General features: G+C 72.7%; 2 protein-coding genes. Both read left to right on the top strand.

Features of this window, described 5'->3' with window-relative positions; genetic code table 11:
- Positions 1–338: 338 nt before the first annotated feature.
- Positions 339–4,664: a type I polyketide synthase gene (locus B0293_RS02570; protein WP_407640094.1), complete on the top strand. Its 4,326-nt coding sequence runs from the start codon at positions 339–341 to the stop codon at positions 4,662–4,664.
- Positions 4,665–4,703: 39 nt separating this feature from the next.
- The gene (locus B0293_RS02575; protein WP_005152900.1) at positions 4,704–26,405 is read left to right on the top strand and encodes a type I polyketide synthase; all 21,702 of its coding nucleotides are present in this window, start codon (positions 4,704–4,706) and stop codon (positions 26,403–26,405) included.
- The last annotated feature ends 27 nt before the right edge of the window (positions 26,406–26,432 follow it).

Consider the following 26,432-nt stretch of genomic DNA (forward strand, 5'->3'; position numbering starts at 1 on the left):
ACGGGCCCCTCGACATACCCACGCCCACGTGAACCAAGTCCCGGACATCGAATTCCGCGACCGACCCGCCAACCACTCTTCATGATCGACGGCCTGAGCGTCAGTGGGTAGACAGCGGTAGTAGCCGGGCTTCGGTACAGCCCCGCTCACCACTCACGAACCCCGCCCGGACCGAACGCCCACCCGGTCCACGGGTGGGCCCTCGGTTACCGGGGAATGGGGCCGGGGTGGCGAACAGTGCCGGGGACGAGCGGCGCCCGCGCCCAGGATGAGGCCATGCCCGAGCTGCGTCCGTCTCGTCCGGTCCGGAGAATCTGATGGCGACACCCGAAGAGCTGGTGACCGCGCTGCGGGAATCGGTCAAGGAGAACAGCAGGCTGGCCGCGCGCAACCGCGAGCTCGCCGAAGCGGCGAAAGAGCCGGTCGCGATCATCGGCATGGGATGCCGCTATCCGGGCGGGGCCGACTCGCCCGAGGCGTTGTGGGATCTGGTGGCCGCCGGCCGCGACGCGGTCTCGGAGTTCCCCGAAGACCGCGGCTGGAACCTCGCCGAGCTGTTCCATCCCGACCCCGACCACCCCGGTACGTCCTACGCGCGTGAAGGGGGATTCCTCCACGAGGCCGCCGAATTCGACCCCGAGTTCTTCGGCATCTCTCCGCGTGAGGCGCTCGCGATGGACCCGCAGCAGCGGCTCCTGCTGCAGATCAGCTGGGAAGCGATCGAGCGCGCCGGACTCGACGCCTCGGCGTTGAAGGGCAGCGCGACCGGCGTGTTCGCCGGGATCATGTACCACGACTACGGATCCGGCGTCACTGAGCTGCCCGAGGGCGTCGAGGGCTTCCTCGGCACCGGGACGGCGGGAAGTGTGCTGTCCGGCCGGGTCGCGTACACCTTCGGCTTCGAGGGACCGGCCGTGTCGGTCGACACCGCCTGTTCGTCGTCGCTGGTGGCCGTGCACCTGGCCGCGCAGGCGCTGCGGTCGGGAGAGTGCTCGCTCGCCCTCGCCGGCGGCGCGACCGTGATGGCCGTCCCGGACACCTTCGTCGAGTTCTCCCGCCAGCGCGGGCTCGCCCCGGACGGGCGCTGCAAGTCGTTCGGCGCGGGCGCCGACGGCACCGGCTGGGGCGAGGGCGCCGGAGTCCTGCTGCTGGAAAAGCTATCCGACGCCGTCCACAATGGACATCGCGTCCTCGCCGTCGTCCAGGGCTCCGCGGTCAACTCCGACGGCGCGTCGAACGGGCTCACCGCGCCGAACGGGCCGTCGCAGCAGCGCGTGATCCGCACCGCGCTCAAGAGCGCGGGCCTGTCCACTTCGGACATCGACGTCGTCGAGGCGCACGGCACGGGCACGAAACTCGGTGACCCGATCGAGGCCGACACCCTGCTGGCCACCTACGGTCGCGAACGGGAAAACCCGCTGTGGCTCGGCTCGATCAAGTCGAACATCGGGCATACGCAGGCCGCGGCCGGGGTCGCCGGGATCATCAAGATGGTCGAGGCGTTGCGCCGCGGCGAGCTGCCGCGCACGCTGCACGCCGACGAGCCGTCCCCGCACGTCGCCTGGGATTCCGGCGCGGTCGAACTCCTCACCGAGCACCGGCCCTGGCCCGAGACCGGCCGCCCGCGCGCGGCCGCGGTGTCGTCGTTCGGGATCAGCGGCACCAACTCGCATGTCATCCTCCGCCAAGCTCCAGAGCAGCCCACCGAGACCGGGAGCGGCTCCCGAACCCGGGTCCCGTGGGTGCTGTCCGCGAAGACCGAGGCCGCCTTGCCCGAACTGGCCGACCGGCTCCTTCAGGTCGACGGCGACCCGGCCTGGTCGCTTGCCACCGGCCGGGCGCCGCTGCCGTATCGCGCGGTCGTCACCGGCGCCGACCGAGAGGAACTCCTCGCCGGACTCGGTGCCCTGGCCCGCGGCGAGGCCGCGCCCGGCGTGGTCACCGGCCGCGCGGGCAGTGGCAAACTCGCCTTCCTCTGCACCGGGCAAGGGGCGCAGCGGCTCTCGATGGGCGCCGCGCTCGCCGCGGCGTTCCCCGTCTTCGGCGAGACCTTCGACCGCGTCGCCGAACGGTTCGACGCGCACACGGGCTTCAAACTCGCCGAAGTCCTTGCTTGTGAGGACCAGAAGAGGATCGACCGGACCGACGTCGCGCAGCCCGCGTTGTTCGCCTTCGAGGTCGCGATGGCCGAGCTGGTGCGGTCCTGGGGCGTCGAGCCGGACTTCCTGCTCGGGCACTCCATCGGCGAGCTCGCCGCGGCGTACGTGGCCGGGGTGTGGTCGCTCGACGACGCCGCCCGCCTGGTCGCCGCGCGCGGCCGGTTGATGCAGACGCAGCCGACGGGCGGCGTGATGGTCGCCTTGCAGGCCACCGAAGCGGAGCTGGACCTGCCCGACGGCGTCAGCATCGCCGCGATCAACGGTCCCTCGTCCGTCGTGCTTTCCGGCGAGGAAGCCGCCGTCACCGCTGTCGTCGACGCGTTCCCGGGCCGTCGCACCAAGCGGCTTTCGGTCAGCCACGCCTTCCACTCCGCGATGATGGACGGGATGCTCGACGACTTCCGCGAGGTCGCCGCGAGCGTGACGTATGCCGAGCCGCGTATCCCGATCGTTTCGGGTCTCACCGGCGACATCGCCGAGATCGGCTACCCCGAGTACTGGGTGCGGCAGGTGCGCGAGCCCGTCCGGTTCGCCGACGGCGTCAAGACCCTGCACGCGCGCGGAGTCCGGCGCTTCGTCGAGGTCGGGCCCGACGCTTCCCTGACCGCGCTCGGAGCGGACTCGGCCAGCGACGGCACGTTCGTCGCCACGCAACGGAAAGACCGCGACGAGGCGGCCGCCGCCGACCTGGCCCGGGCGAGGCTGTTCACCGCCGGGGTCCGGCTCGACTGGGCCCGGATCTTCGACGGCACCGACACCACCCGTGTCGACTTGCCGACGTATCCCTTCCGGCGGGACCGCTTCTGGCTCGCCGCCGCCGATCGGAGCACGCCCCCGGCGCGACGCTACGAAATCGTCTGGCGTCCGATCGAGCCCATGGCGTCACAGGAAACCTGGACCGTCTACGCCCCCGAAAACCACGCCTGGGCCCAAGCCGCCGCGAAGGCACTCGACGCGCCTTTGGTGACGGAAGTCCCGGAGAACGGGCCGGTCCTCGCCTTCCCCGCGGACGGGGCCGCGCTCGCCGCGCTCCTGCGTGACTCCCCGGCGAAGATCTGGTGCGCCACCGGCGATCCCGGCGTCGCCGCCGTCGCGCGGGTCGCGGCGATCGAGCAGCCCCGCCGCTGGGGCGGCTGCGTGACTCTGCCCGAGGATCCTGCCGTGGCCGCCCGCCTCGGCGAGGTGCTCGGCGGTCCGGAGGACGAGGTCGCCATCCGCGAGGACGGCATCTTCGCCCGCCGGTTCGTCCCCGCCGCGCCCGCGCCGACCACTGCGTGGACCACCTCCGGTACCGCGCTGATCACCGGCGGCACCGGCGCGTTGGGCGCGCTCGTCGCCGAACGGCTGATCCGCGCCGGGACCGAACACGTGGTGCTCCTGTCGCGGCGCGGCGAGAACGCGCCCGGAGCGGCGGAACTCCGCGCACGACTGGAGGGCCTCGGCGCCAGCGTCAGCATCCACGCCTGCGACGCCGCCGACCGAGACGCACTGTCCACAGTGGTCAGCGGTCTGGAAGACCTGCGTGTGGTCGTGCACACCGCCGGCGTCCTCGACGACGCGCTGCTCGACGACGTCACCCCGGAGCGGTTCGAAGCCGTCGCCCGCCCGAAGGTGACCTCCGCGCGGCATCTGCGCGAACTCACGAAGGACCTCGACGCGCTGGTGCTGTTCTCCTCCGTCGCCGGGGTGCTCGGCAACGGCGGGCAGGCCGCCTACGCCGCCGCGAACGCGGAACTCGACGCGCTCGCGACCCAGTGGCGGGCCGAAGGAGTGAAGGCGGTGTCGATCGCCTGGGGCCCGTGGGCCGAGGGCGGGATGGCCGAAGCCGTCGACGACGCCGTCCGCCGCAAGGGTTTGCGCCCGATGACCCCCGAAGCCGCGGCGGAGGAGTTCGTCCGGGCGATCGCCGCGGACGACACCTGCGTCACCGTCGCCGACTTCGACTGGCCGTCGTTCTTCGAGGACTTCCGCGCCGCGCCGATGCTCGCCGAGCTGCCGCGGCCGGAAACCGCGGCGGCCGAAGCCCCCGTGGCGGATCTGCGGTCGCGGCTGGCCGGGCTGATCGAGCCCGAGCAGCGGCGGCTGCTGTTGAAGGTCGCCCGCGAGACCGTGGCCCGCGTGCTCGGCCATCCGGACACGTCGGCGATCGGACCGGACCGCGCGTTCACCGAACTCGGCTTCGACTCGCTGACCGCGGTCGAACTGCGCAACCGCCTCGACGCCGCCACCGGCCTCGCCGTGCCCGCGACGCTCGTGTTCGACCATCCGACACCGCAGGCCCTCGCCGACTACCTCTGGCAGGAACTCGCGGGCACCGAGCAAGACCTGGAAGACCTGCTCGACGGCCTGGAAGCCGCCGTGAGCCGCCTCGACCCGGGCAGCGAAGACCACGCCAAAGCGGGCGCCCGCCTGCGGAAACTCGCCGAGAGCCTGGACGGGCCCGGCTTCACGCCGTCTTCGGACGACGAACTCTTCGCCTTCATTGACCAGCAACTCGGCGCTTGAGCCGGGTGCACGCGACCTCGACCGATGAGTGGGGACACCGTGGGTGAGAACGACAAGCTTCGCGACTACCTGACGCGAGTCACCGGCGAACTGCAGCGCACGCGCGGCAGGCTCGCCGCGCTGGAGGACCGCGCCGCCGAACCGATCGCGATCGTCGGCATGGGCTGCCGGTTCCCGGGCGGCGTCCGCACGCCGGAGCGGTTCTGGGAGCTGCTGACCGCCGGGGAGCACGGGATCTCCGGGTTCCCCGAAGACCGCGGCTGGGACGTCGGCGCGCTCGTCGACCCCGACCCGGACCATCTGGGCACCAGCTATGTCGACCGAGGCGGATTCGTCGACGGCGCCGGGGAATTCGACCCCGAGTTCTTCGGCATCTCGCCGCGCGAGGCCGTCTCGATGGACCCGCAGCAGCGGCTGCTGCTGGAGACGTCGTGGGAGGCGCTGGAACGCGGCGGAATCGATCCCGCGTCGCTGTCCGGCAGCCGCGCCGGGGTCTTCGTCGGCACCAACGGCCAGGACTACGGCCGCGACCTGCCCAAGGGTGTCGAAGGCGTCGAGGGGTACCTTGGCACCGGTATCTCCGGCAGTGTCCTTTCCGGACGGATCTCCTACGTGCTCGGGCTGGAAGGCCCGTCGGTCACCGTCGACACGGCGTGCTCGGCGTCGCTGGTCACGCTGCACCTCGCCGTCCGCGCCCTGCGCGCGGGGGAGTGCGACCTCGCGCTTTCCGGTGGTGCCACCGTGATGGCGAGCCCGGACGCGTTCATCGAGTTCTCCCGCCAGCGCGGTCTCGCCCGCGACGGCCTGGTCAAGGCGTTCGCCGCCGGGGCCGACGGCACCGCGTGGGGCGAGGGCGCCGGCATGATCGTGCTGGAGCGGCTTTCCGACGCCCAGCGCAACGGACATCCGGTGCTGGCCGTGGTCCGCGGCTCCGCGGTCAACCAGGACGGCGCGTCCAACGGCCTCACCGCGCCCAACGGCCCCTCGCAGCAGCGCGTCATCCGCCAGGCACTGGCCGACGCGCGTCTGTCCACAAAGGATGTCGACGTCGTCGAGGCGCACGGCACCGGCACGACCCTGGGCGACCCGATCGAGGTCCAAGCCCTCCAGGCCACCTACGGCCGCGACCGCGGTGAGCGCGGGCCGCTGCTGCTCGGCTCGGTGAAGACGAACATCGGCCACACCCAGGCCGCCGCGGGCGTCGCCGGGATCATCAAGATGGTCCTGGCCCTGCGCAACGGGATCCTGCCCGCGAGCCTGCACATCGACGCGCCGAGCCCGCAGGTCGACTGGTCGCCCGGCACGATCGAGCTGCTGGCGTCCGCGCGTCCCTGGCCGGAAGGGGAGACCCGCCGGGCGGGTGTCTCGTCGTTCGGCATCAGCGGCACCAACTCCCATGTACTGCTGGAGCAGGCGCCTGCCGTCGAAGAGTCCACAGTGGACAGCGTCACCCCGCCGGTGATCCCGTGGGTGCTGTCCGGCCGCACTCCGGCGGCGTTGCGGGCCCAGGCCCGCGCGCTGCTGGACGTCGAGGGTGGCCCGGCGGACATCGGCTGGTCGCTGGCCGCGACTCGGTCCGTGTTCGAGCACCGCGCGGTCGTCACTGGCCGCGACGAGGCCACGCTGCGTGCCGCGCTGACGGCGGTCGCGGAAGGAACTCATGACGGTGGCGAGGCGACCGACGGTAGCCTCGCGATCTGCTTCACCGGCCAAGGATCGCAGCGTCTCGGCATGGGCCGCGAGCTGTACGAGACGTATCCGGCGTTCGCCGCCGCGTTCGACCAGGTCTGCGAGTTGCTGCCGGGTATCCGCGAGATCGTCTTCGGCGACGACGTCGATGCCTTGAACGACACCGCGAACGCGCAGCCCGCGCTGTTCGCGCTCGAGGTCGCCCTCTACCGGCTGGTCGAATCCTGGGGCGTGGTCCCGGACTTCCTGATCGGGCATTCCGTAGGCGACTTCGCCGCCGCGCACGTCGCGGGCGTCTGGTCGCTGGAAGACGCGGCCGGGCTGATCGCCGCGCGCGGACGTCTGATGGGCGCGTTGCCGCGCGGTGGCGCGATGTGCGCGATCGAGGCGACCGAGGACGAGGTCCGCGCCGCCCTGGTCGCGGGCGCGGACATCGCCACGGTCAACGGCCCGCGCGCCATCGTCGTCTCCGGTACCGAGGACGCCGTCCGGACCGTCGCCGCGGTGTTCCGTGAGCAGGACCGCCGAACCAAGAACCTCGCCGTCTCCCACGCGTTCCACTCGGCGCTGATGGACGGCATGCTCGACGACTTCGCCGCCGTCGCCCGCCGTGTCACCTACAAGACGCCCAAGATCGCAGTGATCGCGGGCGTCACCGGCCGCATCGCCGAGACCGCCGAAATCCTCGACCCGGCCTATTGGGTCCGGCACGTGCGCGAGGCCGTGCGGTTCGCGGACGGCGTCAAGGCACTGGCCGAAGCGGGAGTGACCCGTTTCCTCGAACTGGGCCCGGACGGCATCCTCTCCGCCGCCGGTCAGGAGAGCGCGGACGGCCTGTTCGTCCCCGCGCTGCGCCGCGACCGGCCCGAACCCGAGACGTTCGTCGCCGCGCTGGCCGCCGTGCACGTCCACGGCGGGAAGGTCGGCTGGGCCGCCGCGTTCGACGGCGCGCGTCCGGTCGAACTGCCCACATACCCGTTCCAGCGCGAGTTCTACTGGCTTCCCCCGACCCACGCCGCCGGCGACGCGGCGGGTCTCGGCCTCGGCTCGCTCGACCATCCGCTGCTCGGCGCCGCCGTCTCGGTCGCCGACGCGGGTGGATTCCTGTTCACCGGAAGCCTTTCGCTGCGCACGCACCCGTGGCTGGCCGACCACATGGTGCACGGGCAGGTCGTCGTTCCCGGCACCGCGCTGGTCGAACTCGCCGTGCGCGCGGCCGACGAAACCGGCCTGTCGGCGCTGGAAGAGCTGACCCTGCAGACGCCGCTGGTGCTTCCGGAGAGCGGCGCGGTCCAGGTCCAGCTGTGGGCCGGGACGCCCGAGGAGTCCGGCCACCGCCCGCTCACCGTGCACTCGCGTCCGCACGGGGCGGGGGAGTGGACGCTGCACGCCACCGGCGCGCTCGCCCCGACCGCCGCCACACCGGACTGGGAACTGGCCGAGTGGCCGCCGCCCGGCGCCGAAGCCGTGTCTCTCGAAGGCCGCTACCCCGAACTGGCCTCGGCCGGGTTGGAGTACGGCGAGATCTTCCAGGGCCTGCGGGCTCTCTGGCGCGACGGCGAGCACACCTACGCCGAGGTCTCGCTGCCCGGCGCCGCCCGCGACCAGGCGGGCCGGTTCGGTCTGCACCCCGCGCTGCTCGACTCGGCGCTGCACGCGCTGGCGGAGGGCGACGGTCCCGCGCGCCTGCCGTTCGCGTGGAGTGACGTAGTCCTGCACGCCTCCGGCGCCGCCGAACTGCGTGTCCGGCTGACCCCGGCCGGCACCGACGCGGTGACGTTGCGCGTGGCCGACGGGACCGGTGCGCCGGTCGCCACGGTCGGCTCGCTGGTCGTCCGCCCGGTTTCGGCGGGACAGCTGCGTCCGACGGCCACGCGCGAAGGGCTGTACGAGCTGGAGTGGCGGCCTCTCGCCACCCCCGAGACCGAAGCGCCGAGCTGGGCGCGGTTCGCCGACGTCACCGGCGACGCGCCCGAGGTTGTCGTGTACCGCGCCGAAGGGGACGACGTCCACGCCGTCACCGGCGCCACGCTGGACGTCCTCAGGACCTTCCTCGCCGAAGACCGCTTCGCCACCTCGAAACTGGTCGTCCACACTGGACAGTCCGATGTGGACCCGGTCGCCGCCGCGGTGTGGGGACTGGTGCGCAGCGCGCAGTCCGAGCATCCGGACCGGTTCCTGCTGGTCGACGCCGACGAGCTGACCGACGCCGTGCTGGCCGCCGGTGAGTCGCAGATCGCCGTCCGCGAGGGCGAACTGCGCGTACCGCGCCTGGTCACGCCGGAATCCACCGGCAGGCTGCTGCCGCCGTCCGGGAACTGGCGGCTCGGCCTGTCCGGCAAGGGCACCTTCGACCACCTGACCCTGGAGCCGCTGCCCGACGAGCCGCTCGGCCCGCAGGGTGTCCGAGTCTCCGTCCGCGCCGCCGGGCTCAACTTCCGTGACGTCCTCAACGCGCTCGGCATGTACCCCGGCGAGGCGGGGTTGCTCGGCAGCGAGTTCGCCGGGACCGTCCTCGAGGTCGGCGACGGCGTCACCGACCTGCGGCCCGGTGACCAGGTGATGGGCCTCGTCTCCGGCGGCGCCGGTCCGGTCGCGGTCGCCGAACGGCCGATGATCACCCGCAAACCCGCGGACTGGACCTACGAACAGGCCGCGTCGACGCCGCTGGTGTTCCTCACCGCCTACTACGCGCTGGTCGATCTGGCCGGGCTCAAGGCGGGCGAGTCGATCCTGATCCACGCCGCCGCCGGCGGGGTCGGCATGGCCGCCACGCAGCTCGCGCGTCACCTCGGCGCCGAGGTCTACGGCACCGCCAGCGAAAGCAAGCAGTACGTGCTGCGCGACGCCGGACTCGACGACGCGCACATCGCCTCCAGCCGCACGCTGGAGTTCGAGGAGCGGTTCAGCGGCATCGACGTCGTCCTGAACGCGCTCGCCGGGGACTTCATCGACGCCTCGATCCGCACGATGGCGCCGGGTGGCCGGTTCCTGGAGATGGGCAAGACCGACATCCGCGAGCCCGAAGGCGTCCACTACCAGGCCTTCGACCTGATCGACGCCGGTCCGGAGCGGACCGCGCAGATGTGGGACGCGCTGACCGATCTGTTCGCCTCCGGCGCGCTCGCGCCGCTGCCGACCCGAACCTGGGACGTCCGCGAAGCCCGGGAAGCGTTCCGGTTCCTCAGCCAGGCCAAGCACATCGGCAAGGTCGCGCTCACCATGCCGAGGGCACTCGACCCCGAGCGGACGGTGCTGATCACCGGCGGCACAGGCGGTCTCGGCGCGCTGATCGCCCGCCATCTGGTGACCACGCACGGCGTCCGGAAGCTCCTGCTCACCAGTCGCCGTGGCCTCGACGCGCCGGGCGCGCGGGAACTGGCCGCCGAACTCGACGCCGAAGTGACGGTCGTCGCGTGTGACGTCGCCGATCGTGACGCCGTCGCCGCACTGCTGGACGGCGTCGAGCTGACCGGTGTCGTGCACGCCGCCGGTGTGCTGGACGACGGCACCATCGACGCGCTCACCCAAGAGCGGCTCGACTATGTGCTCGGTCCGAAGGCCGACGCCGCAAGGCATCTGCACGAACTGTCCGGTGACCCGGAACTGTTCGTCACTTTCTCCTCGGCCGCCGGTGTGCTCGGCGCGCCGGGACAGGGCAACTACGCGGCGGCCAACGGCTACCTCGACGGCCTCGCCGCCCACCGCCGTTCGCTCGGTCTCGCCGGGCAGTCGCTGGCCTGGGGCCCGTGGGCCGCAGGCATGGCGGAAACGCTCGGCGAGGCCCACCTGGCGCGGCTGCGCGCCGGGGGCACTCCCGCGCTCGCCGTCGAAGACGGTCTCGCGCTGTTCGACGCGGCCATCGCCGCCGGTGCGCCGCTGGCCATCCCCGTCCAGCTCGACCTGCCGGTGCTCGCCGCGTCCGGACCGCTCCCGCCGCTGCTCGGCGCGCTGGTCAAGCCCGGTCGCCGGACCGCGAAATCGGGCAGTGACTCCTCGCTCGCCAGGCGGCTCGCCGGGCTGACCGAGGCCGACCAGGACCGCGAGCTGCTCGACCTCGTCCGCACTCAGGTCGCCCTGGTGCTCGGGCACGTCAACGCCGCCACCGTCGAACCCGGCCGCGGGTTCATGGACTCCGGTTTCGACTCGCTGACCGCGGTCGAACTGCGCAACCGCCTCGGTTCCGTGACCGGGCTGCGGCTGCCGTCGACGGTGATCTTCGACCACCCGACTCCGGTCGCCCTCGCCGGATACGTGCGCTCGGAACTGCTCGGCGACCTCACCGCCGGACCGCGCACCCGCGCCCGCGTGATCGACGACGGCGAGCCGATCGCGATCGTCGCGACCAGCTGCCGGTTCCCCGGCGAGGTGAACACGCCGGAAGACCTGTGGCGCCTCGTGTCCGAAGGCCGCGAAGGCCTCACGGAGTTCCCCACCGACCGCGGCTGGGATCTGGCCGCGCTGTTCGACCCGACCCCGGGCAAACAGGGCGTGTCGAACACCCGCACCGGCGGATTCCTGCCCGACGCGGGCGACTTCGACCCGGAGTTCTTCGGCATCTCGCCCCGAGAAGCCCTCGCGATGGACCCGCAGCAGCGGTTGCTGCTGGAGATCGCGTGGGAGGCCTTCGAACGCGCGGGTATCCCGCCGGGCACCCTGCGCGGCAGCGACACCGGTGTCTTCACCGGCGCGATCTACCACGAATACGCGTCGCGGCTGACGAAGATCCCGGAGGAGGTGGAAGGTTTCCTCGGCACCGGCACGTCCGGCGCGATGATGTCCGGCCGCGTCTCCTACACCTTCGGCTTCGAGGGGCCGGCCGTCTCGGTGGACACGGCGTGCTCGTCGTCGCTGGTCGCGATGCACCTGGCGAGCCAGGCGCTGCGGTCGGGGGAGTGCTCGCTCGCGCTGGCGGGCGGTGTCACCGTGATGGCCAACCCCGACCCGTTCGTCGACTTCAGCAAGCAGAACGCGATGGCGATCGACGGCCGCTGCAAGGCCTTCGCCAACGGCGCCGACGGCGTCGCCTGGGGTGAAGGCGCCGGGTTCGTCCTCCTGGAGAAGTTGTCCGACGCGCGTCGCAACGGACACCCCGTGCTGGCGTTGCTCAAGGGTTCCGCGGTCAACCAGGACGGCGCGTCCAGCGGGCTCACCGCGCCGAACGGTCCGTCGCAGCAGCGCGTGATCCTCCAGGCGCTCGCCAACGCGGGACTGTCCACTTCGGATGTCGACGTCGTCGAGGCGCACGGCACCGGCACCAGGCTGGGTGACCCGATCGAGGCGCAGGCCCTGCTCGCCACCTACGGCCAGGACCGGGAAGAGCCGCTGCTGCTCGGCTCGGTGAAGTCGAACTTCGGGCACACGCAGGCCGCGGCCGGTGTCGCCGGGGTGATCAAGATGATCGAGGCGATGCGCCACGGCGTCGTCCCCGCGACGCTGCACGTCGACGCGCCGTCGTCCCAGGTCGACTGGGAAGCCGGCGCGATCCGCGTGGCCACCGAGTCCGCGAGCTGGCCGGAGACCGGCCGTCCGCGCCGGGCGGGCGTGTCCTCGTTCGGGTTCAGCGGGACCAACGCGCACGTCGTGCTCGAACACGTTCCCGCGCAAGAGATCCCTGAGCCGGGAGCCCGGCCCGCGATGCTGCCGTGGGTGCTGTCCGGTCGTTCCGAGGAAGCCTTGCGGGCACAGGCCGCGCGGCTCGCCGAACTGACGGACGACCCGCTCGACGTCGCCTGGACGCTCGCCACCACCCGCACCGCGCACGAACGGCGCGCGGTCGTCGTCGGGACCGACCCGTCGGTGCTGCACGCCGGGCTGGCCGCGTTCGCCGACACCGGCCGGGCGGCCAACGTCGTGTCCGGCCGCGCGGTCACCGGGCGGCTCGCGTTCCTGTTCACCGGCCAAGGCGCCCAACGCCTCGGCATGGGGCAGGGCCTTTACGAGACCTTCCCCGCTTTCGCCCAGGCTTACGACGAGGTCGCCGCGCTTCTTCCGCTCGATGGCGACATCGACCGCACCGGCACCGCCCAGCCCGCGATCTTCGCCCTTGAGGTCGCGCTGTTCCGGCTCTTCGAATCCTGGGGTGTGACCCCGGATCTCCTGGCCGGGCACTCGATCGGCGAGATCGCGGCAGCGCATGTCGCGGGTGTGCTTTCGCTGGAGGACGCGGCGAAACTCGTCGAGGCGCGGGGCCGGTTGATGGAGGCGCTGCCCGAGGGCGGCGCGATGGTCGCGGTCCAGGCTTCCGAAGACGAGGCCCGTGAGTTCCTGACTGACGAGGTCTGCCTGGCCGCGGTGAACGGGCCCGACGCCGTCGTGCTGTCCGGTGTGGACGGCCCGGTCCGTGAGGTCGCCGCCCGGTTCGCCCAGGATGGCCGCCGTACCAAGCATCTCGTGGTGTCCCACGCCTTCCACTCGGCGCTGATGGAGCCGATGCTGGACGAGTTCGCCGCGGTCGTACGGAGCTTGGAGTTCTCGGCGCCGCGGATCCCGATCGTCTCCACCGTGACCGCGTCGGCGGATTTCACCGACCCGGCGTACTGGGTCCGGCACGTCCGCGCAACCGTCCGGTTCGCCGACGGCCTCGCGGCCCTGACCGCCGAGGGCGTCACGACGTTCCTCGAACTCGGCCCGGACGCGGTGCTTTCCGCGATGGGCACCGACGGCGTCTTCGTTTCCGCGCTGCGCAAGGACTCCGACGAGGCCCGGACCGCGATGACCGCGCTGGGCGCGGTGCACGCGGCCGGTGCTCCTGTCGACTGGGACCGCTTCTTTGACGGCAGTGGCGCGCGACCCGCGAACCTGCCCACGTATCCGTTCCAGCGCCGCCGCTTCTGGCTGCTGGCCCCGCCGGGGTCCGGCGACGCCACCGCGCTGGGTCTCGGCGCGCTCGACCACCCGCTGCTGGGCGCCGCCGTCGCGTTGCCCGAACGCGGCGGGCTCGTGCTCACCGGACGGCTGTCCCTCGACGAGCAGCCGTGGCTGGCCGGGCACCGTGTCCGCGACGCCGTCCTGCTGCCCGGGACCGCGTTCGCCGAACTGGCCGTGCGAGCGGGCGACGAGGTCGGCTGTGGCACCGTCGAGGAACTCACGCTTCAGGCACCGCTGGTGCTCACCTCGGCCCCGGTTCAGCTTCGAGTGTCCGTTTCGGACAGTGGTTCCCTGGCGGTGCACTCGCGTCCCCAGGACGGCGAATGGACCTTGCACGCCACCGGTTCGCTGACCACGGCCGCCGAGGAACCCACCGCGATCACCGAGTGGCCGCCGTCCGGTGCGGAAACCGTTGACCTGGAGGGCTTCTACACCACACTCGCCGAAGCTGGGCTCACTTACGGAGACCCGTTCCGCGGTCTGCGTGCGGCCTGGCGTCAGGGTGACGAGGTCTTCGCCGAGGTCGCGCTGCCCGAGGGCACCGACGTCCGCGGGTTCGGACTGCACCCGGCCCTGCTCGACGCCGTCCTGCACGCCGTCGGCCTGACCGGCGGCCCGGCGCGGCTGCCGTTCTCGTGGGCAGGGCTCGCGCTGCACGCCACCGGCGCGAGCGCCCTGCGGGCCAAGCTCACCCCTGCCGGTCAGGACGCCGTTTCCTTGCAGGTCACCGACGGCACGGGCGCACCGGTGCTTTCGGTCGCGTCGCTGAGCCTGCGTCCGGTGGGTGACGGGCCGCTGCCCAGCGCCGCCACCGACGCGCTGTTCGGCATCGACTGGATCTCCGTCGCTGTTCCGCAGCAGGCCGAAGACGTCGCTGTGCACGAAGCCACGTCGGTCGAGGCCGCGCTCGAAGCGTTGCAGGCCGCCGAAGACCGGCTCGTCGTCCACCTCACCGGCGACAGCCCGGAGCACGCCGCGATCGCCGGACTGGTGCGCAGCGCGCAGGCCGAGTACCCGGACAAGTTCGTCCTGGTGCACGGCGCCGGAGACGCCCGGCTCGCGGCGGCCACTGGCGAACCCGAGGTCAAGTTCACCGAGGACGGTCCGCGCGTACCGCGCCTGACGCGGTCCCGCGCCACCGCCGACCCGGACTGGACCCTTGAGGGCACCGTGCTGGTCACCGGCGGTACCGGCGGACTCGGCGCACAGGTCGCGCGACGGCTCGTCGAGCGGCACGGCGTCCGGCATCTGCTGCTCGTCGGACGCCGGGGCGCCGACGCTCCCGGTGCCGAAGCCCTGCGTGAGGACCTGCGCGCGCTCGGCGCGGAGGTGACGATCGCCGCGTGCGACGTCGCCGACCGCTCCCAGCTCGAGTCCGTGCTCGCGCTTGTCGAAGAACCGCTGAGTGGCGTGGTGCACGCGGCCGGTGTCCTCGACGACGGCGTCCTCACCGCGATGACCCCCAAGCGGCTCACCGCCGTGGCGGGCCCCAAATCCGACGCCGCGCGGCACCTGCACGAACTGACCACCGAGCTGAAGCTGTTCGTCACGTTCTCCTCGATCGCCGGTGCGCTCGGCGCGCCCGGTCAGGCGAACTACGCGGCGGCCAACGGCTACCTCGACGGGCTCGCCACGCTCCGGCGTGCCCAGGGCCTCCCCGGGACGTCGATCGCCTACGGCCTCTGGGAAACCGGCATGGGCGAGGGGCGCGGGGGAGCGGCACTGCCCATCGAAGCCGGGCTGGAGCTGTTCGACCTGCTGGCCCTCGGTGACGACCCGCGTCCGGTCGCGACCAAGCTGGACCTGGCCGCGTTGCGTGCCGAAGCCGAGGTGCCGCACGTGCTGCGGAGCCTGGTCCGGCCGCGCCGTCGCCGTGCGGCGGAGGAAGCGGAAGCCGCGGGCCTGCGGCAGCGTCTGGCGGGCGTGCCCGCCGGTGAGCGCACGCGGCTCCTGACCGAACTGGTCCGCACCGAGGCCGCGCACGTCCTCAGCCACACCAGCCCGGACGCCGTCGAAGCCGACCGCGCGTTCGGTGATCTCGGCTTCGACTCGCTCACCGCGGTCGAATTCCGCAACCGCCTGAGCACGGTCACCGGGCTGCGGCTCCCGGCGACCTTGACCTTCGATCACCCGACCCCGGTGGCGCTGGCCGAATTCCTGCTCGCCGAACTGCTCGACGAACCCGCCGACGCGACCCCGGTCTTCACCGCCGCCCGCGCCGACGGCGACCCGATCGTCATCGTCGGCATGGCCTGCCGCTACCCGGGCGGCGTGACGTCGCCCGAGGAGCTGTGGGACCTCGTCGCCGGTGGCCGCGACGGCGTGACCCGGTTCCCCGAGGACCGCGGCTGGGACGTCGACGGCATCTACGACCCCGACCCCGACCAGCCGGGCAAGACCTACACCCGCGAAGGCGGATTCCTGCACGACGCGGGCGACTTCGACCCCGAGTTCTTCGGGATCTCGCCCCGCGAGGCGCTCGCCATGGACCCGCAGCAGCGCCTGCTGCTCGAAGTCGCGTGGGAAGCGCTGGAGCGCTCCGGCACCGACCCGACGGCGCTCAAGGGCAGCCCGACCGGCGTCTTCGCCGGCGTCATGTACCACGATTACGGCACTCGGCTCGGCAACGACGTCCCCGACGACGTCGAGGGCTTTCTCGGCACCGGCACCTCGGGTTCCGTGCTGTCCGGCCGGGTCGCCTACACCCTCGGCCTGGAGGGACCGGCGGTTTCGGTCGACACCGCGTGCTCGTCGTCGCTGGTCGCCCTGCACTGGGCGACACAGGCCCTCCGCTCGGGCGAATGCTCGCTGGCGCTGGCCGGTGGTGTCACGGTGATGGCGACGCCGGAGACGTTCATCGGGTTCTCCCGTCAGCGCGGGCTCGCCGCCGACGGCCGCTGCAAGTCCTTCTCGGCCGACGCCGACGGGACCGGCTGGGCCGAGGGTGCCGGAATGCTGGTGCTGGAACGGCTTTCCGACGCTCGCCGCAACGGCCACCGCGTCCTCGCGGTCGTCAAGGGCTCCGCGGTCAACTCCGACGGCGCGTCCAACGGTCTCACCGCCCCCAACGGTCCCTCGCAGCAGCGGGTGATCCGCCAGGCGCTGGCCGCCGCCGGGGTCCCGTCGTCCACTGTGGACGCTGTCGAGGCGCACGGAACGGGCACCACGCTGGGTGACCCGATCGAGGCGCAGGCGCTCCTGGCCACCTACGGCCGCGAGCGCGACGGCGAACCGCTGTACCTCGGTTCGGTGAAGTCCAACTTCGGTCACACGCAGGCCGCGGCGGGCGTCGCCGGGATCATCAAGATGGTCCAGGCGATGCACCACGGTGTCCTTCCGCCGACGCTGCACCTCGGTGAGGCGACCCCGCACGTCGACTGGGAAGCCGGTGACGTCGAGCTGCTCGCCGACGGCCGGGAGTGGCCGGAGACCGGACGTCCGCGCCGGTCCGCCGTGTCGTCGTTCGGGATCAGCGGCACCAACGCGCACGTCATCCTCGAACAGCCGCCGGTCGAGACCCCGGCCCCGCGTGAGGTCGTGGCCCCGGCCCTCGTGCCGTGGGTGCTCTCCGGCCGCGCCGAGGACACCCTGCGGGAGCAGGCCGGGCGTCTGCTCGGACGCGACGGCGAACCGGTCGACGTCGGATTCGCGCTCGCCACGACCCGGACCGCGCACGAACGCCGTGCCGTCGTACTCGGTGCCACGGACGCGGATCTCCGCGCCGGGCTCGGCTCGCTGGCCGAGGGTGCCACCACGCCGTCGGTCGTCGCCGGACGCGTGCTGTCCGGGCGGACCGCGTTCCTGTTCACCGGTCAGGGATCCCAGCGTCTCGGCATGGGCGAGGGGCTCTACGCCGCCTTCCCCGCGTTCGCCAAGGCCTACGACGAGGTCACCGCGCTGCTCCCGACCGGCGGCGACCTGAACCGCACCGGCGCCGCGCAGCCTGCGATCTTCGCGCTGGAGGTCGCGCTGTACCGGCTCGCCGAGTCCTGGGGAATGACGCCTGACTTCGTGGCCGGGCATTCGATCGGCGAGATCGCGGCGGCGCATGTCGCCGGAGTGCTTTCCCTGGAGGACGCGGCGAAACTCGTCGAAGCGCGCGGCCGGTTGATGGAGGCGCTGCCCGAAGGCGGCGCGATGGTCGCGGTCCAGGCGAGCGAGGACGAGGTGCGCGAGCACCTGACGCCGAAGGTCTCGCTGGCCGCCGTGAACGGCCCGAACGCGGTTGTTCTTTCGGGTGCCGCGTCACCGACGCTGAAGCTGGCCAAGAAGTTCGAGAAGCTCGGCCGCCGCACCAAGCGGCTGGAGGTCTCGCACGCGTTCCATTCGGCCCTGATGGAGCCGATGCTCGACGAGTTCGCCGCCGTGGTGGACGAGCTCGACTTCTCGACGCCGACGATCCCGTTCGTGTCCACAGTGGACGGCGAGCGCGCGGCCCGGGTCGTCGAACCGGAATACTGGGTGGAGCACGTCCGCGCCACCGTCCGGTTCGACGCCGGGCTGGCGTGGCTGCGCGAGGCAGGGGTGACCAGGTTCGTCGAGCTCGGCCCGGCCGCCGTGCTGACCGCGCTCGCCGACGACGGCCCGGACACCTTCGCGGCGTCGTTCCTGCGAGCCGACCGCGACGAGGCGGAGACCGCGCTCACCACGCTGGCCGCCGCGTACACCCGCGGTGTCGCCGTCGACTGGGCCGAGGTGTTCCGTCCGACCGGTGCCCGCGTCGTCGACCTGCCGACGTCGGTGTTCGATCGCCGCCGGTTCTGGCTCGCCGCCGGGAGCGGAGCGGGCGACGTCACCACGGCCGGGCTCCAGGCCGCCGGGCATCCGCTGTTGGGCGCGGCCGTGCCGTTCGCCGACGGCGACGGCTGGGTCCTGACCGGACGGCTTTCGGTCGCCACGCATCCGTGGCTGGCCGGGCACGCCGCGTTCGGTGAAGTGCTCGTCCCCGGCACCGGACTGCTCGAACTCGCCGTCCGCGCCGCCGACGAAGCCGGCTGCGGAGGTGTGGAGGAACTGACCCTGGCCGCGCCACTGGTGCTGCCGCCGCACGGCGCGCTGGACGTTCAGGTGCTCGTCGGTGCGGCGGGTACGGGCGGACGTCGCCCGGTTTCGGTGCATTCGCGTGCCCCGCAAGGGGAATGGACCGAGCACGCCACCGGCACGCTCGCCCCCGAGACCGCCGCCGTGCCGTCCGGGCTCACGGAATGGCCGCCCGCCGCCGAGCCGCTTTCGCTCGACGGGCTCTACGCGGACATGGCGGCCGCAGGGCTCGACTACGGTCCGCCGTTCCGCGGGCTCACCACCGCCTGGCGCGACGGGGACACCGTCTTCGCCGAGGTCGAGCTGCCCGAAGGCACCGACGTCAACGGCTTCGGCCTGCATCCGGCGCTGCTCGACGCGGCACTCCACACGCTCGGTCTCCTCCCGGGCGAGGGCACCCGCCTGCCGTTCCTGTTCGGCGACGTCACCCTGCACGCCACCGGCGCCACCGCGCTGCGCGTCCGGGTCACACCCGCCGGCTCCGGCTTCTCCCTGCTGGTCACCGACACCACCGGCGCGCCGGTCGCCACGATCGGCACGGTCGCGGTCCGCACCGCCGAGGCACCGGCGCGGCGCGGCACGGACTCGCTGTACGAGCTGACCTGGGTCGAGGTCCCCGCCGACGGCGAGGTCACCGAAGACGTCCAGGTCTTCACCGCGCCGGACGGTGCGCCCCGGGACGCGCTGGCCGCGACTCTCGCCGCCGTCCAGGAGTTCCTGGCCGACGGTGGGACGCGTCTGGTGATCAGCACCGGCGACACTCCGGCCGGGGCCGCCGTCCGCGGGCTCGCCCGCACCGCCGCTTCGGAGCACCCGGACCGGTTCGTCGTCCTCGAAGGCGACGACGTCAGCCTGGCGCTGGCCACCGGCGAACCGCAGGTCCGGGTCCGCGACGGCGTCGCGGAGGTCCCGCGACTGGCTCGCGCGACTCCGGGTGAGGCAGCGATCTGGGGTGAGGGAACGGTTCTCGTCACCGGCGGCACCGGCGGGGTCGGGGCCGCGATCGCCCGGCATCTCGCGCCCGAGGTCAGCAAGCTGGTCCTCACCAGCCGTCGTGGTCTCGACGCCCCGGGCGCGGCGGAACTGGCGGAAGAACTCGGCGCCGACGTCGTCGCCTGCGACGTCACCGACCGCGACGCGCTCGCCGCCCTGCTCGACGGGATCGAGGACCTCACCGGGATCGTGCACGCCGCCGGTGTGCTCGACGACGGCGTCGTCACCGAACTGACCCCGGAGCGCTTCGACACCGTGCTGCGGCCCAAGGCCGAGGCGGCGCTCGCGCTCCACGAACTCACGCTCGGCAAGCCGCTGACCCAGTTCGTCCTGGTGTCCTCGGTGTCCGGGATCCTCGGCGGTCCCGGGCAGGCCAGCTACGCCGCGGCCAACGCCCTGCTCGACGACCTCGCGCGACGACGTCACGCCGAGGGCCTGCCCGCCCGTTCGCTCGCGTACGGCCTGTGGGCCAACGGCATGGGCGGACAGTCCGATGTGGACCGTCTGGCCCGTGCCGGATTCGGCGCGCTGACCGACGAGGAAGGCCTGGCGCTGTTCGACGCCGGGCTGGCCGCTTCGACACCGGTCCCGGTGCCGGTCAAGCTCGACCTGGCGACACTGCGCACGCTGGCCCGCACGAGCGAGCCCGCTCCCGCGCTGCGCGGTCTGGTCCGGGTGCCGAAGCGGCGGGGCGCGGCCAACGCCGCGGCCGCCGCCGGGCTGACCGCGACGCTCACCCGGCTCTCACCCGCCGACCAGCTCTCGCATCTGGTCGACCTGGTCCGCGGTCACGTCGCCGACGTGCTCGGCCACGGCACCGCGACGTCGGTCGAGGCCGGGCGCGCGTTCACCGAACTCGGGTTCGACTCGCTCACCGCGGTCGAACTGCGCAACCGGCTCGGCGAGGCGACCGGCCTGCGGCTGCCCGCCACGCTGGTGTTCGACCACCCGAACCCGGCGGCGCTGGCGACCTACGTCCGCGGCGAACTGGCCGGTGAAGAATCCACTGTGGACGTCGAGCCGGTGCGGGTGGCCGAGCCGGACGAGCCCATCGCGATCGTCGCGATGAGCTGCCGGTTCCCGGGCGGCGTCAGCTCGCCGGAGGACCTGTGGCGCCTGGTCGCCGAGGGGACCGACGCGATCACGCCGTTCCCGTCCGACCGTGGCTGGGACCTCGACCGGCTGTACCACCCGGACCCCGACCACCCCGGCACCAGCTACGCCCGCGAGGGCGGTTTCCTACACGATGCCGCCGACTTCGACGCGGAGTTCTTCGGGATCTCGCCGCGTGAAGCGGTCACCGTCGATCCGCAGCAGCGGCTGCTGCTGGAGACCGCGCAGGAGGCGTTCGAGCGCGCCGGGATCGACCCGGTCTCGCTCAAGGGCAGCACCACCGGGGTGTTCGCCGGCGTCATGTACGACGACTACGCCTCTCGGCTGGCCGCCACCCCGGACGGGATGGAGGGCCTGCTCGGGACCGGCAGCGCGAGCAGCGTGCTGACCGGCCGCGTCGCCTACACCTTCGGGCTCGAAGGCCCGGCGGTGTCGGTCGACACGGCGTGCTCGTCCTCGCTGGTCGCCCTGCACTGGGCGGCGCAAGCGCTGCGATCCGGTGAATGCGGCCTGGCGCTGGTCGGCGGCGCGACCGTGATGGCCAGCCCCAACCCGTTCATCGAATTCTCCCGCCAGCGCGGCCTGGCCGCCGACGGCCGCTGCAAGCCGTTCGCAGCCGCGGCCGACGGCACCGCCTGGGCCGAGGGTGCCGGATTCCTGCTCCTGGAAAGGCTTTCCGACGCTCGTCGCAACGGACGTCACGTGCTGGCGGTGGTCCGCGGCAGTGCGGTCAACCAGGACGGCGCGTCCAACGGCATGACCGCGCCCAACGGACCCTCGCAGCAGCGGGTCATCCGCCGTGCGCTGGCGGCGGCGGGCGTCGAGTCGTCCACTGTGGACATCGTCGAGGCGCACGGCACCGGAACCGCGCTGGGCGACCCGATCGAGGCGCAGGCGCTGCTGGCCACCTACGGCCAGGACCGCGAGGAACCGCTGTGGCTGGGTTCGGTGAAGTCCAACATCGGCCACACTCAGGCCGCCGCGGGGCTCGCCGGGATCATCAAGATGGTCGAGGCGATGCGCCACGGCGTCCTGCCCGCCACCCTGCACGTCGACGAGCCGTCCCCGCACGTCGACTGGAGCGAGGGTGAGGTCCGGCTGCTCACCGAGGCGCGGCCTTGGCCCGAGGCGGACCGGCCCAGACGGGCGGCGGTGTCGGCGTTCGGCATCAGCGGTACCAACGCGCACGTCATCCTGGAGCAGGTCCCGGAACCGGTGACGCACGCGGCTCCGGCGGCGCCGTCGCTCCTTCCGTGGGTGCTGAGCGCCCGCACCGAAGACGCGCTGCGAGCCCAGGCTGGACGGCTGCTCGGCACCGTCGGGTTCGCCGACCCGGTCGACATCGGCTACGCGCTGGCCACCACCCGGACCGCGTTCGAGCGGCGGGCGGTGCTCACCGGCGACGCCGACACGCTGCGTGCCGGACTGGCCGCCCTCGCCGGTGGCCGTCCCACGCCGGACGTCGTCATCGGGCGTGCGGCCGAAGGCAAACTGGCGATGTTGTTCACCGGTCAGGGTTCGCAGCGGCTCGGCATGGGGCAGGGACTCTACGACGCCTTCCCGGTGTTCGCCGCGGCTTACGACGAGGTCTCCGCGCTGCTTCCGCTCGATGGCGACATCAACCGCACCGGCACCGCGCAGCCCGCGATCTTCGCCCTCGAAGTGGCACTGTTCCGCCTCGTCGAGTCGTGGGGGATCCGGCCTGATTTCCTGGCCGGGCATTCGATCGGCGAGATCGCGGCGGCGCATGTCGCCGGAGTGCTTTCCCTGGAGGACGCGGCGAAACTCGTCGAAGCGCGTGGCCGGTTGATGGAGGCGCTGCCCGAAGGCGGCGCGATGGTCGCGGTCCAGGCGAGCGAGGACGAGGTGCGCGAGCACCTGTCCGACGAGGTCTGCCTGGCGGCGGTCAACGGACCGCAGGCGATCGTCCTGTCCGGTGTGGACGGTCCCGTGCACGCAGTGGCCGAAGTGTTTGCGAAGGAAGGTCGCCGCACCAAGGCGTTGGTCGTCTCGCACGCGTTCCACTCGGCGCTGATGGAGCCGATGCTGGCGGAGTTCGCCGAAGTCGCGGCGTCGCTGGAGTATGCCGAGCCGCGAATCCCGATCGTGTCCACGGTGAGCGAATCGGCCGATCTGACCGACCCGGGTTACTGGGTGCGGCACGTCCGCGAGACCGTGCGGTTCGCCGACGGTATCGCCGCGCTCTCGGCCGCCGGGGTCACCCGGTTCGCCGAACTGGGCCCGGACGGCGTGCTTTCCGCGATGGGCCTCGACAGCGCCCCCGACGCGGTGCTCGTCCCGGTGCTGCGCAAGGACCGCGACGAACGGCAGACCGCCTCCCTCGCCTTTAGCCGACTAATTGCGACGGGGACCGAGGTCGACTGGACGGCGTTCTTCGACGGCACGGACGCCCACGCCGTCCCGCTGCCCACCTACGCGTTCCAGCGCGAGCGGTTCTGGCTCGACCCGCCGGCCGTCGCCGGTGACGCCGCCGGGCTGGGCCTGGCCGCGGCCGGGCACCCGCTGCTCGGGGCGACCGTGCCGACGGCGGGCGAGGACGGCCTGGTCGGCTACGGCAGGTTGTCGCGCGCTGTGCAACCGTGGCTGGCCGATCACGCGGTGCTCGGGACCGTGCTGGTGCCCGGTGCGGCGCTGGTCGAACTCGCCGTCCGGGCGGGCGACGAACTCGGCTGCTCCCGCGTGGCCGAACTGACCCTGGCCGCGCCGATGGTGCTGCCCGAGACCGGCGGCCTCGCCGTGCAGGTCGTCCTCGGTGCCCCGGACGACGACGGACGACGTCCGGTGTCGATCCACTCGCGGCGTCCCGAAGCCGACGCGTGGACCGAGCACGCCACCGGCCTGCTCGCCCCCGGCGACGCCCACCCGGCGGCCTCGGATGCCGCGTGGCCGCCCGCCGGAGCGGAAAGCCTCGACGTCACCGAGCTTTACGCCGGTCTCGCCGACGCGGGCCTGCAGTACGGGCCGGTGTTCCAAGGCCTCACCGCCGCGTGGCTGGTGGGCGAGGAGGTCTGCGCCGATCTCGAACTGCCCGCCGCCGCGCACGGCGACGCCGGGAAGTTCGGCCTGCACCCGGCCCTGCTCGACGCCGCGCTGCACGCCATCGGCCTGCTGCCCGGGAACGCCGAGACCACCCGGCTGCCGTTCCTCTGGCGTGACGTCGTCCTGCACGCGGCCGGTGCCACCGCCGCCCGGGTCCGGGTCGCCGCCTCCGGCACCGACTCGGTGCGCCTGGAGCTCACCGACGGCGCCGGAGCGCCGGTCCTGACGGTGGGATCGTTGCTGCTGCGCGAGGTCACCGACCTCGGCCCGGCGGATCCGTCCACTTCGGACTCGCTGTTCCGGCTCGGCTGGGCCCAGGTCACGAACGAGTCCCCGGTTCCGCCGACAGAGCTGCTCTCGGCGGTACCCGGTACCGACGAGACCCCGGCGGCCGCGCACGCTCTGTTGCGCAGCACGCTGGCGAAGTTGCAGGAGTGGCTGGCCGAGGAAAAGGACACCATCCTCGTGGTGCGCACCGAGAACGCGGTCGCCGTGTCCACTTCGGACACTGTCGACCCGGCTTCGGCCGCGGTCTGGGGCCTGGTCCGCAGTGCCCAGTCCGAGAATCCCGGCCGTCTGGTCCTGCTCGACGCGGCCGAAGCCGACGTCGACATCGCGCTGGCCGTGCTGGGCGACGAAACCCAGCTGGCCGTCCGCGACGGCGTCGTCCACGCGGCCCGGCTGCTGACCGCCGCGTCGTCGCCGGACCTCGTGCCGCCGTGGCACGAACCGGCCTGGCGTCTCGACAGCGTCGTCAAGGGCACGCTCGACAGGCTCTCCTTCGAGCCGTACCCCGACGTGCTCGAACCGCTGCTGCCGCGTGAGGTCCGGATCGCCACCCGCGCGGCCGGGACGAACTTCCGCGACGTGCTCAACGTGCTCGGCATGTACCCGGGCGACGCCGGCCGGATCGGCTACGAGGCCGCCGGTGTCGTCACCGACGTCGGGTCCGAGGTGACCGACCTCGTGCCGGGCGACCGCGTGATGGGCCTGGTGCACGGCGGGTTCGGCCCGCTCACCTTCGCCGACCGGGACCTGCTGGCGAAGATGCCCGAGGGCTGGACGTACGAAGAGGCCGCGTCGGTGCCGCTGGTGTACCTCACCGCCTACTACGCGCTGACCGACCTCGGCGCGCTGAAGAAGGGCGAGTCGGTGCTCATCCACGCCGCGGCGGGCGGTGTCGGCATGGCCGCCACGCAGCTCGCCCGGCATCTCGGCGCCGAGGTGTTCGGCACCGCGAGCGAGGGCAAATGGGACGTCCTGCGCGCGGCCGGACTGGACGACGACCACATCGCCTCGTCGCGGACGCTCGAGTTCGAGGAGCGGTTCCGCGAGACCACCGGCGGGAACGGCGTGGACGTCGTCCTCAACGCGCTGACGGGCGACTTCATCGACGCGTCGATGCGCCTGTTACCGCGCGGTGGACGGTTCGTGGAAATGGGGAAGACCGACGTCCGTCCGGACGGCGGCGCCGCGGGGCACCATCCCGGTGTGACTTACCAGGCGTTCGACGTGATCGACGCGGGCAACCGCCGGATCGCGCAGATATGGGAGGAGCTGATCACCTTGTTCGACCAGGGCGCGCTCACCCCGCTGCCGATCCGGACCTGGGATCTGCGCCGGGCACCGGAGGCGCTGCGCTTCCTGTCCCAGGCCAAGCACGTCGGCAAGGTCGTGCTGACCGTGCCGCGCCGCCCGATCGGCGGCACGGTGCTCGTCACCGGCGGTACCGGTGGCCTCGGCGCGGTACTGGCCAAACACCTGGTGACCAAGCACGACATCCGCGACCTGGTGCTGACCAGCCGTCGCGGTCCGGACGCGCCCGGCGCGGCCGAACTGACGGCGGAACTGACCGAGCTGGGCGCGACCGTGCGGATCGAGGCGTGCGACGCCGCCGACCGCGCCGCGCTCGCCTCGGTCCTGGACCGCACACCGGACCTGACCGGTGTGGTGCACGCGGCCGGCGTCCTCGACGACGGCCTGCTGACCGCGCTCACCCCCGAGCGGCTCGAAAAGGTGTTGCGGCCCAAGGTGGACGCGGCGTGGAACCTGCACGAGCTCACCCGCGGGCACGACCTGACCATGTTCGTCCTCTTCTCCTCGGCCGCCGGCGTGCTCGGCGCGCCGGGGCAGGCGAACTACGCCGCGGCGAACACCTTCCTCGACGGGCTGGCGCACCACCGCCGCGGCCTCGGTCTGCCCGCGACGTCGCTCGCCTTCGGTCTGTGGGCCGACGGCATGGGTGACTCGGCGGACGCGGACCGCATGGGCCGCGATGGGGTCGGCAGTTTCGACCCGGTGGAAGGACTGGAGCTGTTCGACCTGGCCACCGGCCTGGCCGAACCGGTCTCGGTGCCGGTGAAGCTCGACGTCGCCGGGCTCCGGTCGATGACCGGGCCGGTGCCGCCGCTGCTGCGCGGTCTCGTCCGCGGTTCGGTGCGGCGTGCCGCACCGGTGGACGCGGCGGCGCAGGCCGACGGTCTCAAGCGACGGCTCGCCGGGCTGTCGCAGGTGGACGCCGAACGGGTGCTGCTCGACGTGGTGCGCGGCCAGGCCGCGGCCGCGCTCGGGCACGACGGCGCGGACTCGATCGAGCCGGGCCGGGCGTTCACCGAACTGGGCTTCGACTCGCTGACCGCGGTCGAGCTGCGCAATGGGCTCGACGCGGCCACCGGGCTGCGCCTGCCCGCGACGCTGATCTTCGACTACCCGACCCCGGACGACCTCGCCAAGTTCTTGCAGTCCGAAGTCGTGCCCGCCGCGGCTGAGGAAACCGGCCTGGCGTCCGGGATCGACAAGCTCGCCGCCGAACTGTCCACTGTGGATCTGGCGAGCGCGGACGGGGCCGAGGTCGAGACGAAGCTGCGGAACCTGGTCGCCCTGTGGCAGGACCGCGTCCGGCCGTCCGGCGGCGACGCCGACCTGGAAGTGGACACCATCGACGACATGTTCGCCCTGCTGGACAACGAACTCTGACCCCCGGCCCGCCGCCGCGAGGAGGAC

The organism is Amycolatopsis azurea DSM 43854 (genome assembly GCF_001995215.1).
Taxonomy (GTDB): Bacteria; Actinomycetota; Actinomycetes; order Mycobacteriales; family Pseudonocardiaceae; genus Amycolatopsis; species Amycolatopsis azurea.